Source organism: Streptomyces sp. NPDC058683 (assembly GCF_042716195.1).
In the GTDB taxonomy this organism is placed as follows: Bacteria; Actinomycetota; Actinomycetes; order Streptomycetales; family Streptomycetaceae; genus Streptomyces.
In genome coordinates this window covers 149,276-164,815 of the sequence record NZ_JBHXSK010000022.1, presented here as the reverse complement: position 1 = coordinate 164,815, position 15,540 = coordinate 149,276, and the positions used below count along the sequence as shown (strand labels likewise).

The 15,540-nt window shown below is 71.1% G+C and carries 18 protein-coding genes and 1 pseudogene; 13 read left to right on the top strand and 6 right to left on the bottom strand.

The window, feature by feature from the left end; all coding sequences use genetic code 11:
- Positions 1 to 91: 91 nt before the first annotated feature.
- Positions 92 to 742: an FMN-dependent NADH-azoreductase gene (locus tag ACFWXC_RS25055; protein ID WP_384482096.1), complete on the bottom strand. Its 651-nt coding sequence runs from the start codon at positions 740 to 742 to the stop codon at positions 92 to 94.
- 133 nt (positions 743 to 875) lie between these two features.
- On the opposite strand from ACFWXC_RS25055, the gene ACFWXC_RS25050 reads away from it, so the two are divergent.
- The gene (locus ACFWXC_RS25050; RefSeq protein WP_384482094.1) at positions 876 to 1,226 is read left to right on the top strand and encodes a winged helix-turn-helix transcriptional regulator; all 351 of its coding nucleotides are present in this window, start codon (positions 876 to 878) and stop codon (positions 1,224 to 1,226) included.
- A 51-nt stretch (positions 1,227 to 1,277) separates the two neighbouring features.
- Here the strand turns inward: ACFWXC_RS25050 and ACFWXC_RS25045 are convergent, their stop codons facing one another.
- Positions 1,278 to 1,904, bottom strand: coding sequence for a hypothetical protein (locus ACFWXC_RS25045; protein WP_384482092.1), 627 nt, complete (start codon positions 1,902 to 1,904; stop codon positions 1,278 to 1,280).
- A gap of 114 nt (positions 1,905 to 2,018) precedes the next feature.
- On the opposite strand from ACFWXC_RS25045, the gene ACFWXC_RS25040 reads away from it, so the two are divergent.
- The 3 genes and pseudogenes from ACFWXC_RS25040 (at position 2,019) to ACFWXC_RS25030 (ending at position 4,861) form a co-directional block, all read left to right on the top strand.
- Positions 2,019 to 2,933: a Scr1 family TA system antitoxin-like transcriptional regulator gene (locus ACFWXC_RS25040; RefSeq protein WP_384482090.1), complete on the top strand. Its 915-nt coding sequence runs from the start codon at positions 2,019 to 2,021 to the stop codon at positions 2,931 to 2,933.
- A pseudogene (locus ACFWXC_RS25035) lies at positions 2,902 to 3,006 on the top strand (DUF397 domain-containing protein); the annotation flags it as partial. The gene ACFWXC_RS25040 and the pseudogene ACFWXC_RS25035, both read left to right, overlap by 32 nt.
- 142 nt (positions 3,007 to 3,148) lie before the next feature.
- Entirely contained in the window at positions 3,149 to 4,861 is a 1,713-nt protein-coding gene (locus ACFWXC_RS25030; RefSeq protein WP_384482089.1) for a protein kinase, read from the top strand.
- 12 nt (positions 4,862 to 4,873) lie between these two features.
- Here ACFWXC_RS25030 and ACFWXC_RS25025 read toward each other — a convergent pair whose 3' ends face one another.
- Positions 4,874 to 5,140 (bottom strand): PLD nuclease N-terminal domain-containing protein, encoded by a 267-nt coding sequence (locus ACFWXC_RS25025; RefSeq protein ID WP_384482087.1) that lies wholly within the window; start codon positions 5,138 to 5,140, stop codon positions 4,874 to 4,876.
- An 86-nt stretch (positions 5,141 to 5,226) separates the two neighbouring features.
- Between ACFWXC_RS25025 and ACFWXC_RS25020 the strand changes: the two genes are divergently transcribed.
- Complete coding sequence (locus tag ACFWXC_RS25020; RefSeq protein ID WP_384482085.1) at positions 5,227 to 5,727, top strand: DUF3515 family protein; 501 nt, start codon at positions 5,227 to 5,229, stop codon at positions 5,725 to 5,727.
- Between the two features lie 44 nt (positions 5,728 to 5,771).
- Here the strand turns inward: ACFWXC_RS25020 and ACFWXC_RS25015 are convergent, their stop codons facing one another.
- Positions 5,772 to 6,332: a TlpA family protein disulfide reductase gene (locus tag ACFWXC_RS25015; RefSeq protein ID WP_384482083.1), complete on the bottom strand. Its 561-nt coding sequence runs from the start codon at positions 6,330 to 6,332 to the stop codon at positions 5,772 to 5,774.
- 77 nt (positions 6,333 to 6,409) lie between these two features.
- On the opposite strand from ACFWXC_RS25015, the gene ACFWXC_RS25010 reads away from it, so the two are divergent.
- The 8 genes from ACFWXC_RS25010 to ACFWXC_RS24975 all read left to right on the top strand — a co-directional run bounded on the left by ACFWXC_RS25010 (position 6,410) and on the right by ACFWXC_RS24975 (position 13,129).
- Complete coding sequence (locus tag ACFWXC_RS25010) at positions 6,410 to 7,867, top strand: menaquinone biosynthesis decarboxylase (protein WP_384482081.1); 1,458 nt, start codon at positions 6,410 to 6,412, stop codon at positions 7,865 to 7,867.
- Complete coding sequence (gene mqnP, locus ACFWXC_RS25005; protein ID WP_384482079.1) at positions 7,864 to 8,766, top strand: menaquinone biosynthesis prenyltransferase MqnP; 903 nt, start codon at positions 7,864 to 7,866, stop codon at positions 8,764 to 8,766. Before ACFWXC_RS25010 ends, mqnP begins: the two co-directional genes overlap by 4 nt.
- Positions 8,767 to 8,851: 85 nt before the next feature.
- Positions 8,852 to 9,496, top strand: coding sequence for a UbiX family flavin prenyltransferase (locus ACFWXC_RS25000; protein ID WP_360489065.1), 645 nt, complete (start codon positions 8,852 to 8,854; stop codon positions 9,494 to 9,496).
- 80 nt (positions 9,497 to 9,576) lie between these two features.
- Complete coding sequence (locus ACFWXC_RS24995) at positions 9,577 to 10,032, top strand: Lrp/AsnC family transcriptional regulator (protein WP_351694208.1); 456 nt, start codon at positions 9,577 to 9,579, stop codon at positions 10,030 to 10,032.
- Positions 10,033 to 10,118: 86 nt separating this feature from the next.
- Positions 10,119 to 11,282, top strand: coding sequence for an aminofutalosine synthase MqnE (gene mqnE / locus ACFWXC_RS24990; protein WP_384482077.1), 1,164 nt, complete (start codon positions 10,119 to 10,121; stop codon positions 11,280 to 11,282).
- Positions 11,283 to 11,428: 146 nt separating this feature from the next.
- A complete protein-coding gene (locus ACFWXC_RS24985; RefSeq protein ID WP_384482075.1) occupies positions 11,429 to 11,953 on the top strand; it encodes a GNAT family N-acetyltransferase in 525 nt (174 codons plus the stop codon).
- A 75-nt stretch (positions 11,954 to 12,028) separates the two neighbouring features.
- Positions 12,029 to 12,367: a DUF4229 domain-containing protein gene (locus ACFWXC_RS24980; protein WP_384482074.1), complete on the top strand. Its 339-nt coding sequence runs from the start codon at positions 12,029 to 12,031 to the stop codon at positions 12,365 to 12,367.
- Positions 12,368 to 12,415: 48 nt separating this feature from the next.
- Positions 12,416 to 13,129: a TetR/AcrR family transcriptional regulator gene (locus ACFWXC_RS24975; RefSeq protein WP_384482073.1), complete on the top strand. Its 714-nt coding sequence runs from the start codon at positions 12,416 to 12,418 to the stop codon at positions 13,127 to 13,129.
- Here ACFWXC_RS24975 and ACFWXC_RS24970 read toward each other — a convergent pair.
- Together ACFWXC_RS24970 and ACFWXC_RS24965 are read right to left on the bottom strand one after the other, a co-directional pair.
- Positions 13,087 to 14,379, bottom strand: a complete 1,293-nt coding sequence (locus ACFWXC_RS24970; protein WP_384482071.1) for a DUF6716 putative glycosyltransferase — start codon at positions 14,377 to 14,379, stop codon at positions 13,087 to 13,089. The genes ACFWXC_RS24975 and ACFWXC_RS24970 overlap by 43 nt on opposite strands.
- Before the next feature lie 217 nt (positions 14,380 to 14,596).
- Positions 14,597 to 15,472, bottom strand: coding sequence for a MaoC family dehydratase (locus ACFWXC_RS24965; RefSeq protein WP_384482069.1), 876 nt, complete (start codon positions 15,470 to 15,472; stop codon positions 14,597 to 14,599).
- Between the last annotated feature and the right edge of the window lie 68 nt (positions 15,473 to 15,540).

The following is a 15,540-nucleotide window of genomic DNA, read 5'->3' as shown; positions in this document are numbered from 1 at the left end:
AGCGGGGTGAGAACGCGTTCATCACAACCGCCCGCCACCGGGCCCGCATGTGGAGCTGGGCCGATCGGCGCAATCCGCTCCGCCCGGGTCGCTATGCGGCGAGGCGTCCGGCCAGGTCCTTCGCCTTGTCGGCCGCCTCCTGGAGGGCGCGTTCACGGGAGGCCTCGTACAGCGGCACGAGCTCGGCCATGGCCGGCACCTGCGGAGCCATCGTCAGTTCCGGGACGATGAAGTCGACTTCGAGGCCGAGGCCGCCGGAGAGGACCGCGGACAGGTAGTTCTGCACGTACTCGAACGTCTCCCGCGGGGTGCCCGGCGCGTACGAACCGCCGCGGCTGGCCACGACGGTGACCGGCGTGCCCTTGGCGGACGGGTTCTCGCCCCCGGTGCGGCCGATCAGGATCACGTTGTCCAGCCACGCCTTGAGCGTCGACGGGATCGTGAAGTTGTACATCGGCGCGCCTATCAGGATCGCGTCCGCCCGCTCCAGCTCCTCGACCAGCTGCACGCGCTCGGCGAAGGCCGCCGCCTGCTCGGGGGAGTGGCTGGCGGGATCGGCGAAACCGGCGCTGTGGGAGGCCGCGGTGATGTGCGGCACCGGGTTCGCCGCCAGGTCGCGGTAGATCACCGTGCCGTCGGGGTGCTGCTCCTGCCATGCCGTGCGGAAGGCCTCCGTGACGGCACGGGAGGCGGACGCCTCGCCGGGCATGAGCGACGAGTCGATGTGAAGAAGGGTGGCCATGGGTGTCTCCAGACACAGGGGTAGCAAGCCCGGCGCGAGACGCGAGGGGCTGAGAATTCGTACTCAGCTATAGATAACACAGGTGCTTACTTTTTTTCAGCCCCGTCCCATGGTGGGCCTGTACCCTGATGCCATGGCGGTGGACCAGACGCACGACCCGGAGCAGTGCAAAGGTGTGGACGTCGGCATCACGCGCGTCTTCCAGGTGCTGGGCAAGCGCTGGAACGGCCCGATCCTGTCCGTCCTGATGGATCAGCCGACGCACTTCGCCAACCTGCGCCGCGCCATCCCCGGCATCAGCGAACGCATGCTCTCCGACCGGCTCACCGAACTCGGCGCCGCGGGCCTCGTCGTGCGCGAGGTCGACGAGGGCCCGCCGCTGCGGGTCTCGTACCGCCTGACCGCGGCGGGGGCCGCACTGGAGCCGTCGCTGAAGACGCTCGGCGACTGGGCACGGGACCACTTGCCGGACGCGCCCTGCTGAGCGCGCGGCTGCAAGCGCGGCGGACCCGCGTATCGATACGGCCCCGCGCCCCTATGGGGCGCTCAGCACGGCGTAGTCCGTGAAGCTGCGGCGGTAGCGCAGGTGCCGGGTGTCCCGGGTGTGCCGGCGCTGCCACTCCTCCACCGCCTCGGGAGACCCGCAAGGCCCCGACGCCGCCCCGCAGTCGCTCTCGTCCCCGGACACGCAGTACGCCTCGTACTCCGGCTCCGCGGTCTCGTCCTGCGTGATCAGGTACGGCACGAAGCGGAAGAAACGGCGGGGCCGGGTGCCCCAGTGGTCCCGGCGCAGATGCCTGCGGAGCAGCACGGCGGCATCGGTGGCCGCGCTCGCGTCCGATCTCGCTTCGGCCGCCTCCCGCTGCGCGGCGAACTCCGCGCAGGCGGCGCATTCGGGGACGGGTTCCGGGGCCGGGGTGTCCGGCACCGGGTAACTGGACGTGCTGGAACGGCGGTTGACGGCCCGTACCTCCGCGCTGAGCCGCTCCTCCGCGGTCGCCGGGCGGAGAGGCTCCGGTCGCGCCTCCCACTCCCGGCCGCCGCCGAGCGGCCGTAGCAGGGCGTAGGGGCCCACGGTGCCGCGGTACTCGCCGACCTTGTCCGTACGGGGGTCGTAGACGACCGTTCCCGCTTCGATCTCGTTTTCGGTGTGTTCAGTCATGTGCGCTCCGACGCCACTTCGTGACTCTGGGTGTATCGAGCGTGGCGGACGGGAACCGTCGGTATCAATGTCTGAGGTGTGCCACCGGGCGCTGTCACGGAGGGGGCCAGAGTTGTGACCACCAACGCCGAGTTCTTCGGAGAGCTGTTACGGCACTACCGCGAGGCCGCGCTCCTCACCCAGGAGGCGCTGGCCAAGCAGATCCCCTGCGACCGGTCGCTGGTCGCGAGGGTGGAGTCGGGGACGCGGGTGCCGTCGGACTCGTTCGCGAAGAAGTGCGACGAAGCGCTAGACACGGGTGGGGTGTTGATGCGGTTGTGGGGGCGGGTGGACTGGTATCCGCAGGTGGAGCACCCGGATTGGTTTCAGCGCATGGTGGATATGGAGGCGAACGCCCTCGCGCTGTACGTCTACCAAGTCATGGTCGTGCCAGGCCTGTTGCAGACACCGGAATACGCACGGGCGCTGCTCTCTCAGCGAGCCAGCGGCGACCTGCTGGACAAGCGGGTCAGGGCCCGGCTGAGCCGACAGCCGCGCTACCTCGCAGAAGGCGGACCCACGTATGTCGCGGTGATGGACGAGAGCTGTCTGCGCCACTCGGTGGGCAGCCCAGCCGTGATGCGGGATCAGTGCGCGCACTTGCTGCGGGTGGGCCGACTCCCCAACATCCGCATCCAAGTCGTCCCGGCCGACCGCTTCGACATCGAGCGCCCCGACAAGTCGATGTTGCTGGTCGCATTGCCCGATGGTGAACACTGGATCTACTCGGAATCGCGGACTCGCGGCCACTTCCACAACGATCCGGAAGACTATGCCGAGTACAGCCGAATCTATGATGTGCTCCGGGCAGATACTCCGTCAGCTCACGAGTCTGCCGTTCTGATCGGCAAATTGATGGAGGAGTACGGCGACCATGAACCAGCAGCAGCTGAACGCGGCGACCTGGATCAAGAGCAGCTACAGCGGAGCCAACGCCGGCGACTGCCTCGAATTCGCCCCCGAGTTCGCCTCCATAGTCCCCGTCCGTGACAGCAAGACCCCAGACGGCCCGGTCCTGTTCCTCGGTCGAGCCGCGTGGGACGTTTTCGTCGCGTCGGTGTAACTCGCGGCGGACGCCAGGCCTTCCACCTGTCCGCAAGGGCAGACCCACGGGCAACTTGCCCGGAGGGGACCGGAATCGGTCAACCACCGGTGCCGGTGGTCCTATGCTGACCGCGTCTTCGGGCGTTCGGCGGGAGGGAATCGTGGCAGCTCTGGAGCCCGGCGACCCGCGCTCCGTCGGGGAGTACCAGCTGCTCAGGCGTCTCGGCGCGGGCGGTATGGGCCGGGTCTTCCTCGGCCGTTCCCCGGGCGGCCGGGCCGTTGCCGTGAAAGTGGTCCACGCGGAACTGGTCGCGGGGCAGCCGGAGTTCAGGTCCCGGTTCCGCCGCGAGGTGGAGGCCGCGCGCAAGGTCAGCGGTGCCTTCACCGCGCCCGTCGTGGACGCCGACCCGGACGCCCCGCTGCCCTGGCTGGTCACCAGCTACATCGCCGGGCCCTCCCTCCAGGACGCGGTCATGGAGCAGGGGCCGCTGCCCGCCGCCACCGTGCTCGGGCTCGCCGCCGGTCTCGCCGAGGCGCTCACCTCCATCCACGCCGCCCAGCTGGTGCACCGCGACCTCAAGCCGTCGAACGTGCTGCTCGCCGAGGACGGGCCGCGGGTCATCGACTTCGGCATCGCCCGCAGCGTGGAGTCCGCGACCATCACGCGGGCGGGGCTGATGGTCGGCTCGCCCGGTTTCATGTCGCCGGAGCAGGTGGCGGGCGCGGAAGTGACCGGCGCCAGTGACGTGTTCTCGCTCGGTGCGGTCCTCATGTTCGCGGCGACCGGTGGCAACCCCTTCGGGGACGGGCCCACCCCGGCCCTGCTCTACCGCGTCGTCCACGACGAACCCGACATCACCGCCGTCACCGACCCGGCCCTGGCCGCCCTGATCGCCGCCTGCCTGGCCAAGGACCCGGACCGGCGGCCCACCCCGCGCCAGATCCTGGCCTGGAACGGGCCTGCGGCCGACGCGACCGCCTTCCTCGCGAGACCGGTGGCCGAGGATCCCGAGGGCGGCTTCACGGCTACGGCCACCCCGCCCGCCGCCACCCGCCCGCTCACCCGGCTCGACCCGGCCCCGCAGCAGGTGTCGTACGCCGGCCCGACGGCCACCCCCGCCGCCGCGCCGCCCGTCCGCCGTCGCGCGTTCCTCGTCTCCGGGGGAGTGCTCGCGGTCGCCGCGCTCGCCGCCGTACCGGTCGCGCACGTCGTCAACGGAGGTGGCGGCAAGAAGACCCCGCAGCACTCCGGCGGTGGTGTCTCCGTCCCCTCGCCGTTCGGCGCGTGGCCGCTGGAAGAGGCCTCCGGCACGGTCGCCGCCGACGACACCGGCCGCAACGACGGCACCGCCACCGCCGTCGGCTGGGGCCGGGGCAAGGACGGGACGGCCCTGTTCGACGGCGCCACCAGCCAGATCATGACCCGGGGGCCGGTGCTCCGCACCGGCAAGGGCCGCAGCTTCACCGTCTCCGTGTGGGTGTGCCTGAGCGGCCGGCCGGCCTTCTACGCCACCGCCGTCAGCCAGGACGCCGACGCCGTCAGCGGCTTCTACCTCCAGTACTCGGCCGCCGAGAACCGCTGGGCCTTCGCCCGCCCCGGCCTGCGCGCCCTGTCGTACACCGTCCCGGAGCCCGGCGTCTGGACCCACCTGGTCGGCGTCTACGAGGGCCCCCGCAACCAGCTCGTCCTGTATGTCGACGGCACCCAGGAGGCGGGCATCGACGACAGCAACCCGGTCGCCGCCCACGGCCCCCTGGTGATCGGCCGCGCCACCGCCGGCGGCGGCCCCTCCGACTGGTTCCCGGGCTCGATCAAACAGGTCCAGGTGTTCCAGCGGGCGCTGACCGCGGCCCAGGTCAAGGCGCTGCTCTAGCGGACGCGCCGGTCAGTCGGTGCGCGGATCCTCCGGTTTCAGGGACTTCAGGAACTCCGGGTTGTCGTCCGGCGCGACCCACCGCTCCCGCGGCTGCCGTGTCCTGCCCGCGACCAGCCAGGCCACCGGGCCGACCAGCACCTCGCCGAAGAGCAGGATGATCAGCACCCACGCCAGCTTCGGCAGGGCGCGGACCTCGTCCTCGGGGGTGTTCAGGCAGTCCACGAAGGCGTAGATCCACAGCGCGAGGACCAGCAGAAGAGGCAGATACCTGAGCATGGCGGTCAGAGTAGCGGGTGGGCGACGCCCGGTGACGGGGCCGCGGGCATGATGGGTCCCTTCGATGCGGAGGGGGATCCGTGGTGGTGCGTGGGTGGTCTCGCCGGGGGCGGGCGGCGGCCGGTGTGGCCGCGGCCGGGCTGGCGGCCGGCGCCGGACTGGTGGCGTACGAGCTGAGTTCGCCGGTGTTCGGCCTGGCGCAGGGTCCGCTGGCGAAGGACCCGGCATGCGCGCGGATCGCCGGCCGCTACCCCGACCGCCTCGGCGGCGCCGGCCGCGACCCGGTCACCTTCGAGGGCCTCGCGGTCTGGGGCCGCGGGACGGTGGAGCTGCGCTGCGGCCTCACCCCGCCCGCCCCGACGACGGACGCGTGCGTCAGCGTGGACGGCGTGGACTGGGTGTGGCGGGAGCAGGCGGGGGACCGTACCGGGGACCGCACGTACCTGGTCACCTACGGCCGCAGCCCGGCCGTGGAGGTCTCGATCGCCGACTCGGTGACCCGCCTGGACGCGGTACTGCTGGACCTCAGCCACCTGGTGGCGCCCATCGGAGCGGGCGCCGGATGCCTTGCGAGCGACGGCGGTTAGTCAGGCCTTCGGCAGGCCTTCGTCGCGCCTTCGTCGCGCCTTCGTCACGCCTTCTCGGCCAGCAGCGGGCGGACGATCGTGCGGACGTCCGCCGCCGTGAGCGGGCTCAGGTACTTCGCGGCGATCTTCCCGTCCCGGTCGATGAAGAGGGTGTACGGCAGGGCCTGCGGCGCATAGCCCCGGGGCAGCCGGAGCAGCCTGCGGCTGCCGGGGTCGTGCAGGCTCGGGTAGACCAGCCCGTGCGCACGCTCGAACGACCGCCCCCTGTCCCGCCGGGCGTCCGTGTCCACCCCGAACACCTGGACCCCCTTGGCCGCCAACTCCTGCTGCGCCTTGGACAGTTCGGGCGCCTCGGCCCGGCAGGGTCCGCACCAGGACGCCCACACGTTCAGGACGACGACCTTGCCCCGGTAGTCGGCGAGCCGTACCGCCCTGCCGTCCAGGCCGCTGCCCGACAGGTCGGGGGCCGCGGCGCGGTCGGTGGCCGCGACCCGGGTCAGCGCGGAGACCGGCGCCCCGCCGGTGTCCTGGCGCGGCGCACAGGCGGCGAGCACGAGCAGCAGGGCGAGCAGCGGTAACCGGCTGATCCGGCGGTGGACGGTCACGGCCGACGAGTATCGCAGGGGGGTATCGCAGGGGGCGGTGACCGGGCCCGGGGCCCGGGTGGCCGATACTGGGACGCATGGCTTACGACGATCTTCGCTCCCTGCTCCGGGCACTGGAGCGCGAGGGAGACCTCAAGCGTGTCAAGGCCGAGGTCGACCCGTATCTGGAGGTCGGGGAGATCGTCGACCGGGTGCAGAAGGCGGGCGGACCCGCGCTGCTCTTCGAGAACGTGCGCGGCTCCAGCATGCCGCTGGCCATGAACGTCTTCGGCACCGACCGGCGCCTGCTCAAGGCCCTCGGCCTGAAGTCGTACGGCGAGATCTCCGAGAAGATCGGCGGGCTGCTGCGCCCCGAACTCCCGCACGGCTTCGTCGGTGTGCGGGAGGCGTTCGGGAAGCTCGGCGCGATGACCCACGTACCGCCGAAGAAGGTGAAGTCCGACAACGCGCCGGTCCAGGAGGTCGTCCTGCACGGCGACGACGTCGACCTGGACCAGCTGCCGGCCCTGTTCACCTGGCCGCAGGACGGCGGCTCCTTCTTCAACCTGGGCCTGACCCACACCAGGGACCCCGAGTCCGGCATCCGCAACCTGGGCCTGTACCGGCTCCAGCGGCACGACCGGAACACCATCGGCATGCACTGGCAGATCCACAAGGACAGCCGCAACCACTACCAGGTGGCGGCGCGCAGGGGCGAACGGCTGCCCGTCGCGATCGCCTTCGGCTGCCCGCCGGCCGTCACCTACGCCTCCACCGCCCCGCTCCCCGGCGACATCGACGAGTACCTCTTCGCCGGGTTCATCGCGGGCCGGCGGATCGAGATGGTCGACTGCAAGACGGTCCCGCTCCAGGTCCCGGCCAACGCCGAGGTCGTCCTGGAGGGCTGGCTGGAGCCGGGCGAGACGCTCCCCGAGGGCCCCTTCGGCGACCACACCGGCTTCTACACCCCGCAGGAGCCGTTCCCGGCGCTGACCATCGACTGCGTGACGATGCGGAAGCGGCCGCTCCTGCAGTCGATCGTCGTAGGCCGCCCCCCGACGGAGGACGGACCCCTCGGCCGTGCCACCGAACGGTTCTTCCTCCCCCTGCTGAAGATCATCGTCCCGGACATCGTGGACTACCACCTCCCCGAGGCAGGCGGTTTCCACAACTGTGCGATCGTCTCGATCGACAAGAAGTACCCGAAGCACGCGCAGAAGGTCATGCACGCGGTCTGGGGGGCGCACATGATGTCCCTCACCAAGCTCATCGTGGTCGTCGACTCCGACTGCGACGTCCACGACCTGCACGAGGTCGCCTGGCGAGCCCTCGGCAACACCGACTACGCCCGTGACCTCACGGTCGTGGAAGGCCCCGTCGACCACCTCGACCACGCCTCCTACCAGCAGTTCTGGGGCGGCAAGGCGGGCATCGACGCGACGAAGAAGTGGCCCGAGGAGGGTTACACCAGGGACGGGGGCTGGCCGGACATGGTCCTGTCGGACCCGGATACGGCGGCGACGGTCGACCGCCGCTGGAAGGAGTACGGACTGTGAGCTCCGCTTCCGCAGCGCTCCCGCAGCCGGGACGCACGAAAGCCTTCCTCCGTCTGGTGATGATCGAGCACTCGGTCTTCGCCCTGCCCTTCGCGTACATCGCCGCGCTGACGGCGATGTTCGAGCTGGACAAGAACATCCACTGGGGGCGGCTGCTCCTGGTCACGATCTGCATGGTCGGCCTGCGCACCTTCGCGATGGCCGTGAACCGGATCATCGACCGCGAGATCGACGCCCGGAACCCGCGCACGGCCCACCGTGAGCTGGTCACCGGCGCGATGAGCGTGAAGCACGCCTGGACCGGCGCGCTGATCGCGGTCGCGGTCTTCCTGGGCTCGGCGGCGCTGCTCAACCCGCTCTGCCTGGCCCTCGCTCCCATCGCGGTGATCCCGATGGTGGTCTACCCCTACGGCAAGCGGTTCACGAACTTCCCGCAGGCCATCCTGGGTCTCGCCCAGGCCATGGGCCCGATCGGCGGCTGGCTGGCGATCACCGGCGAATGGTCCTGGGACGCGGTGATCCTCGGCCTCGCGGTCGGCATCTGGATCGGCGGCTTCGACCTGATCTACGCCTGCCAGGACGTGGCGACCGACCGCGAGATCGGCGTCATGTCGGTCCCGGCCCGCTTCGGCATCCCGGCGGCGATCTGGGGCGCCCGCGCCTGTCACCTGATCACCACGGCCCTGTTCGTCTGGTACGCCGTGGCGACGCACGCGGGCGGGTTCTTCTGGCTGGGCCTGGTGATCGTCGCCGGAGCCTTCGCCTACGAGCACTCCATCGTCCGCCCCCACGACCTCTCCCGCCTCAACCGCGCCTTCTTCAGCGTCAACGGCTTCATCGGCATTGCCCTCTTCGTGTGCGCCCTGCTGGACCTGCTGGTCCGGGGCCTGACGGTCTGAGTACCGTCGGCCACCGCAGCCCCGTCCTGAACTCGGTCGGGCGCGCCGGTACGCTCAAGGTGTGAACGCAGGAGAAACACAGCGCGTGCCTTGGATCGTGGGGGTGTCCGGGGCGTCCGGTACGCCGTACGCGGCCGCTGTGCTGCGTGCGCTGCTGGACGCGGGCGAGAGCGTCGACCTGGTGGTCAGCCGGGCCTCGCGGCTCACCCTGCTGGACGAGACCGGGATCTCCTTCCGGGACGCGCACTGGCAGGACGACCTGGGGGAGTGGCTGGCCCGGGGGGCCGACGGCAAGCCGGGGACCTTCCAGGCGGACCTGGCGCGGGTGCGGTACTGGAACGCCGGGGACCTGGCCGCCGGGCCGTCCTCCGGGTCGTACCGGACCAAGGGCATGCTGATCGTGCCGGCGTCCACCGCCGCCGTCGCCGGGGTCGCGCTCGGGCTCTCCAAGGACCTGCTCCAGCGGGCGGCCAGTGTCAACCTGAAGGAGCGCCGGCCGCTCGTCGTCGCCGTCCGCGAGACGCCGCTGAACGGCCAGACCCTGCGTCACCTCGTCACCCTGGACGACCTGGGGGCGGTCGTCGTCCCCACCTCCCCGGCGTTCTACGCGGGCGCGACGCACATCCAGGACCTGGTGGACTTCGTCGCCGGGCGGGTGCTGGACGCGGCCGGTGTGGGGCACCGGCTGTACCGCCGCTGGGAGGGCGACCTCGGGGGCGGCAGCAGGTAGCACCACCCGGCACCACCAGGCTCCACCTCTGCAGTACCTCTCATCTACTTCGGGAACTTTCAGCGGAAGGCTTCGATCGCATGGACGCCGTGGACAGGCAGCTCATCCAGGCCCTGAGGGAGAACGGCCGGGCCTCGTACGCGGAGCTGGGGCGCCTCGTCGGACTGTCGGGACCCAGCGTCACCGACCGCATCAACCGGCTGGAGGCGGCCGGTGTCATCACCGGCTACCGCGCCACCGTCAACGCGGCCTCGCTCGGCCTCGGTGTCATCGCCCTGATCGGCATCTCCCTGTCCGACGCGGCCGACCACGAGGACGTGGCACAGCGGCTGCGGGACCTGCCGGAGATCGAGGACTGCTGGTTCATCGCCGGCGACGACTCCTTCATGCTCAAGGTGCGTTCGACGAACGTCGACGGACTGGAGAAGACCATCCGGCGGCTGTCCGGGACCAAGGGCGTCTCCCGGACCCGTACCACCATCGTGCTGTCCACGAAGTGGGAGAACCGGGTCGGGGAACTGCCCGAAGAGGTCTAGGCCCGAAGGGCCGTTTGGGGGCACCTCCCGCCCGAAGGGTGGGGGCGTACGGTGGGGTGGTCGTGGTCGTGACGAAAGGTGTGGGCATGGACGTCGGGCTCAAGCGTGAGCTGGAGGAGAAGGTCAGGGCCGGTGAGCGGCTGACCCGCGAGGACGGCATCGCGCTGTACGAGTCGGACGACCTGGCCTGGCTGGGCGGCCTCGCCCACGAGGTGCGGACGCGGAAGAACGGCGACGTCGTCCACTTCAACGTCAACCGTCACCTCAACATGACCAACGTGTGCACCGCGTCCTGCGCGTACTGCTCGTTCCAGCGCAAGCCGGGCGAGAAGGACGCGTACACGATGCGCATCGAGGAGGCGGTGAAGCTCGCCAAGGCGATGGAGGGCGAGAACCTCACCGAGCTGCACATCGTCAACGGCCTGCACCCGAACCTGCCGTGGCGCTACTACCCGCGGTCGCTGCGGGAGCTGAAGGCGGCCCTGCCGGACGTCTCTCTCAAGGCCTTCACGGCCACCGAGATCCACCACTTCGAGACGATCAGCGGGCTGTCGGCCTCCGAGATCCTCGACGAGCTGATCGACGCGGGTCTGGAGTCCCTGACCGGCGGCGGCGCGGAGATCTTCGACTGGGAGGTCCGCCGGCACATCGTGGACCACCGCACGCACTGGGAGGACTGGTCCCGGATCCACCGGCTGGCGCACGAGAAGGGCCTCAAGACGCCCTGCACGATGCTCTACGGCCACATCGAGGAGCCCCGCCACCGGGTCGACCACGTCCTTCGGCTCCGTGAACTCCAGGACGAGACGAACGGCTTCCAGGTCTTCATCCCGCTCCGCTACCAGCACGACTTCGTGGACATGAAGGACGGGAAGGTACGGAACCGGCTGCAGGCGCGGACGCAGATGGCGACCGGCGCCGAGGCCCTGAAGACCTTCGCGGTCTCGCGTCTCCTCTTCGACAACGTGCCGCACGTCAAGGTCTTCTGGGTCATGCACGGTGTCCAGACGGCGCAGCTGGCGCTCCAGCACGGGGCCGACGACATGGACGGGTCGGTCGTCGAGTACAAGATCACCCACGACGCGGACAACTACGGCACGCCGAACAAGCTGACCCGCGAGGACCTGCTGGACCTCATCCGCGACGCCGGCTTCCGCCCGGTGGAGCGGAACACGCGGTACGAGATCATCCGCGAGTACGACGGCCCGGACCCGGCACGCCGGGAGTCCCCCCAGCCGATGCGGGTCTGAGGCACCGGGGGGCTCCGCCCCCCCCGGGCCCTCTGCCCACCCACCACCCGACTCGGTCGGGAGAAGGGTGAGGCATGGGGCCGACGTGACTCGACCCACCCGAAAAGCCTTTCCGCACCCCTCGTGGTAATAGATACGATCCGCCCATGCCCCTTACCTTCACCCTCGACCCCGCCGTCACCCCCGCCCTCCGCGACGGCATCCTCGACCTCTGGACCGACGTGTCCAACGCCGGTGGAGCCGTCGGGTTCGTCGCCCCGGTGAGCGTCGAGGAGGTCCGCCCGGAGCTGGTCAAGCACTTCGTCGCCATGGCCGAGGGGCGCAACCGGCTCCTCGTCGGCCACGACGACACCGGTACCGTCGCCGCCACCGCCTTCTTCTCCTTCAACACGCACCGGCTCATGAAGCACTGGGTGTGGCTGTACACGGTGATGGTGCACCCCAAGCACCAGGGGCAGGGCTACGGCCGTGACCTGCTCGCGGCCGCCGCCGACGCGGCCCGCGGCTTCGACGGCATAGCCGCGATACGCCTCGGCTGCCGCGGCGGCCACGGCCTGGAGAAGTTCTACGGCTCCTGCGGCTACCAGGAGGTCGGCCGCGTCCCCGCCGCGATCCGCGTGGCCCCGGGCGACGACCGCGACGACATCACCATGCTGCTGCCGCTCGTCTGACCCCGCTGCAAGATCGGCCCCGGCCCGTGCTTCACTGGACGGTGCCCCTTTTCGTCATCGGAAGACTGGATTGAGATGCTCCGCTACACGCTGATGCGCCTCGGTATCTTCGCGGGCTGCCTCCTTGTCGTCTGGGGCCTGGTCTACGCCGGCGCGTTCCCGCGTGGCTTCGGCGACTCCAACCTCCTGTGGGTCCTGCTGCTCTCCCTCCTCCTGTCGGCACCGATCAGCTTCGTCGTGCTGCGCAAGGAGCGGGACCGCGCCTCGGTCAAGGTCTCCCAGCGGGTCGACCGGATGAAGGCCAACATCGAGGCCAACCGCAGCCAGGAGGACGACGCCGTCGACGAGGCGGCGCAGGCGCAGGCCGCCCAGCCGCAGGCGCCGGCCCAGGGACAGGCCCAGACCACTTCCTGAGCTTCCCGGGCGACTCCCTCGCCGCCGGTCCCCTTTAGGCTTTGCCTCATGGGTGCCGTGAAGACCAAGCGCATGCCGCGGGCGGTCCGGGAGCAGCAGATGCTGGACGCCGCCGTGCGGACCTTCGGGCAGCGCGGCTACATGGCCGCGTCGATGGACGAGATCGCCGAACTCGCCGGTGTCTCCAAGCCGTTGGTGTATCTGTACCTCAACTCCAAGGACGACCTGTTCACGGCGTGCATCCGCCGTGAGGCGGCGGCGCTGACCGAGGCGGTCCGCACCGGCGTGCAGCGGGACCTGCCCGCCGACCGCCAACTCTGGGACGGGCTGCAGGCGTTCTTCGCGCACACCGCCGAACACCCCGACGGCTGGTCGGTGTTGCATCTGCAGGCGCGAACACACGGCGAGCGGTTCGCCTCCGAGGTCGCCGCGATGCGCACGGAGATCGTGGAGTTCGTGACCCAGCTCATCGTGGTCGCCGCCCGCGAGGCGCGCCGCGATCCCGACCTGCCCGAGCGTGAGGTGGCGGGGCTCGCCGAGGCCCTGGTCGGTGCCGCCGAGTCCCTCGCCGCCTGGGCGAACGTCACTCCCGGTGTCACCGCGCGAGAGGCGGCGACGACCCTGATGAACTTCGCGTGGGCGGGCCTCGGCAACCTGATGGACGGGCACCCCTGGGTGCCGACGCCGCCGGACCCGGCCGGGCCGGCGGACGCCGGTCCTCACACGGCGCCCCAGCGGCGCAGGGCGGGCGCGAGCCGCTGATAGCCCACGCGGTACAGCCGCTTGGCGCCCCGCCGGGCCACCTTCCGCACCACCCGCCGCACGCGTCCCCGGCCGCCGGCGCCCAGCGGCACGGGCAGCGGGCGGCCCTGCTCGTCGAACCCGTTGTGCCGGAGGATCGAGCCGAGGTAGGTGCCGGCGGTCCCCGGGGTGTAGTACGGGCGCAGCGGCGTCAGCGGACCGGCGGCCCGCAGCGCGGCGACGCGGGCACGGGCCGCCGCGTACGGGTCGCTCTTGCCGATGCCGTGCGCCGCCGCCCAGTCCGGGGCGGGCTGCGGAAGCGCCCCCGCGTCGATGTCGTCCCAGGAGGCGAGGCAGCCGGAGTGCACGAAGTAGTGGTTGCCGTGGGCCTCACGGACGCCGAAGTCGGTGAGGATCGCGGTGGGGATCCGCCGGTGCATCGACTCCATGGCGGCCGTCGAACTCACCGTGACCAGCAGGTCGGTGCGGTCCAGCACCTCGCCCATGTTGCCGTAGACCAGCTGGAGGTTCTCGGGGGCGGGTTCGGCGAGGGAGTCGACGAGCAGCTGGTACGGGGCGGACTCGACGTGGGTGGTCTGCTCGCCGGGCAGACTGCGCAGCTTGATCAGCACCTGCCGCTCGGGATACCGGCGCGCGTGCGCGGCGGCGCGTTCGAGGAGCGTGAGCCGTGCGCCGCGGTCCTTGGGCACGGAGGGCTGGACCGCGAAGGTGACGGTGAACGGCCGGTCGGGGGCGGGCCGGTAGGGATCCCCGCCGAGGAAGGGCAGCGCGCACTCGACCACCGAGTCGGGGTCGACGCCGACGCTCGCGAAGACGGACCGGAAGTGCTCGGCGTCATGGCCGGAGTTGGCGAGCACGATGTCCGTGCCGGCCCGGGTCATGAGGCCGTCGACCATCTTCTCGTAGACCACGCCGACGTACCCGCTGACCGTGACCGGCCGGTGTTCCCGGCCCGCCCAGGCGAGCCCCAGGCTGTGGGCGAGCGCCAGGACGGTGCCGCCGGCGACCGCCAGCACGACGATGTCGGCGTTCGCCAGCTCCTCGTCGTCGACCAGCCGGGCCGCGGGCACCTCGCGCCGGGTGTCGGGCACGATGCCGATCTCGGCGAGCTGCCGCTCGGTCGGGGTGGACCGGCTCCGCAGGAAGTACGCGTCGAGCGCGTGGCCGGGGGCGATCTGCCGGGCCACCGACGCACCCCATTTCCAACGGGTGTCCGAGTCCGCGAGTACGGCGACGCGTCTGGAAGGCATGCTCAGTGCCCTTCGTGCAAAGGATCAGGGAAGTGAGCAGAGGCTAGGAATGCTCCCTTTGTGAAATATGAGGAAAGCCTGCCAGGAGCCTTGGGCAGGGTGAGGATTTCCTGTGGGAAACGTGATGCCCGCCCCTTCCAGCTGCGGGTTTGCGGCCCGCCTACAGCCGTCGCACAGAAAGGCGAAACACATTCTTTGCACAGCCCCGGGGGAATGATCAGCCGTCGTACGGCCGGACACCGCCCGCCACGTGCACCCGCCCCGCCGCGCCGCGCAACTCGAACCGTCCCCCCTGCGCCGCGTAGGTGACCGTCCCCGGCAGCAGCACCGGCGCCCGGAACTCCGCCTCCACCCGGGCGCGTTCGGGCACCCCGTGCGCGGCGAGACAGCGGGCCACGGTCCACATGCCGTGCGCGACGGCCCGGGGGAAGCCGAAGAGCCTCGCGGTGAGCGGGTGGAGGTGGATGGGGTTGCGGTCCCCGGAGACGGCGCCGTACCGCCGGCCGACATCCCCGGCGATCTTCCACTCCTCGACGACCGGCAGCGGCTCCGGGTGCTCCCGATGCTCCCGGTTCTCTTGGCTCTCTTGACCCTCCTGGGGCGTGCCGCCGCGCACCGCCGGGGTCCGGTGCCGCGCCAGATACCTGCTCCGCGACGCCCATACGACGTCCTCGCCGGCGCGCGCCTCGGTGACGACGGTGGCCTCGGTGCCGCGCCGATGGGGGCTCAGCTTCTCGATGTGGACGGAGAGTTCGTACGTCCCCGCACCGGGCAGCCCGGCATACCGCTCGATCTCGACCGAGGTGTGCACCAGGCCCAGCAACGGCAGCGGAAAGTCCCGCGCGCTCATGAGCCGCATGGCCAGCGGAAACCCGAGGACGTGCGGGTAGGTGACGGGCAGCCCGTCGTCGCCGGTGGCGAAACCGCAGACGCGTTCGTAGGCGGCGAGCCTGCCGACGTCGGCGCGGAGGGCGGGGAGCACCAGGCGGGTACGGGGGAAGGGGGCGTCGGCGGCCGGCCTCTTGAAGGGCGACCGCAGCGCGCCACGCGCGAGCAGGGGTCCGAGGGCGGGCGGGCCGCTGAGGACGATCACCGCGCCCGCCCTTCCTGCGGCCGTCGGCGCGGACGACAACAGCGGTCCGTCATGTCCGTCCCCCCGGA